The organism is Janthinobacterium sp. BJB304 (genome assembly GCF_002735765.1).
Lineage (GTDB): Bacteria > Pseudomonadota > Gammaproteobacteria > Burkholderiales > Burkholderiaceae_D > Janthinobacterium.
Genome location: NZ_PDZN01000048.1, coordinates 1 through 1,408, shown reverse-complemented (window position 1 = coordinate 1,408; position 1,408 = coordinate 1). Strand labels below are relative to the sequence as shown.

Annotated in this window: 1 rRNA gene; it reads right to left on the bottom strand. The window is 51.2% G+C overall.

The annotated features are described in order from the left end of the window. Positions 1-56: 56 nt before the first annotated feature. Positions 57-1,408: ribosomal RNA gene (locus CSQ95_RS28850) — 23S ribosomal RNA — on the bottom strand; the annotation flags it as partial.

Sequence of the window (1,408 nt, the reverse complement as noted above, 5' to 3'; positions counted from 1 at the left end):
GTATCAACACACACGCAACGTTGTACCGTCTTATCCTCTGTACCTGCTAAGGTTATAGGGACAAGCCGTACGGGCAATTAGTACTGGTTAGCTTAATGCATTACTGCACTTCCACACCCAGCCTATCAACGTCCTGGTCTCGAACGACCCTTCAAAGAGCTCAAGGCTCTGGGAAATCTCATCTCAAGGCAAGTTTCCCGCTTAGATGCTTTCAGCGGTTATCTCTTCCGAACTTAGCTACCCGGCAATGCCACTGGCGTGACAACCGGTACACCAGAGGTTCGTCCACTCCGGTCCTCTCGTACTAGGAGCAGCCCCCTTCAAATTTCCAACGCCCACGGCAGATAGGGACCAAACTGTCTCACGACGTTTTAAACCCAGCTCACGTACCACTTTAAATGGCGAACAGCCATACCCTTGGGACCGGCTACAGCCCCAGGATGTGATGAGCCGACATCGAGGTGCCAAACTCCCCCGTCGATATGAACTCTTGGGAGGAATCAGCCTGTTATCCCCAGAGTACCTTTTATCCGTTGAGCGATGGCCCTTCCATACAGAACCACCGGATCACTATGTCCTACTTTCGTACCTGCTCGACTTGTCAGTCTCGCAGTTAAGCACGCTTATGCCATTGCACTATCAACACGATGTCCGACCGTATCTAGCGTACCTTCGAACTCCTCCGTTACACTTTAGGAGGAGACCGCCCCAGTCAAACTGCCTACCATGCACTGTCCCCGATCCGGATAACGGACCAAGGTTAGAACCTCAAACAAACCAGGGTGGTATTTCAAGGTTGGCTCCACGAGAACTAGCGTCCCCGCTTCAAAGCCTCCCACCTATCCTACACAGATTGGTTCAAAGTCCAATGCAAAGCTACAGTAAAGGTTCATGGGGTCTTTCCGTCTAGCCGCGGGTAGATTGCATCATCACAAACATTTCAACTTCGCTGAGTCTCGGGAGGAGACAGTGTGGCCATCGTTACGCCATTCGTGCAGGTCGGAACTTACCCGACAAGGAATTTCGCTACCTTAGGACCGTTATAGTTACGGCCGCCGTTTACTGGGACTTCAATCAAGAGCTTGCACCCCATCATTTAATCTTCCAGCACCGGGCAGGCGTCACACCCTATACGTCCACTTTCGTGTTTGCAGAGTGCTGTGTTTTTATTAAACAGTCGCAGCCACCAGTTTATTGCAACCCTTTCACCCTCATGGAGTAAACCAATCAAGCTACCGGGGCGTACCTTTTCCCGAAGTTACGGTACCAATTTGCCGAGTTCCTTCTCCCGAGTTCTCTCAAGCGCCTTAGAATACTCATCTCGCCCACCTGTGTCGGTTTGCGGTACGGTCTCGTATGACTGAAGCTTAGAGGCTTTTCTTGGAACCACTTCCGATTGCTTCGTGAA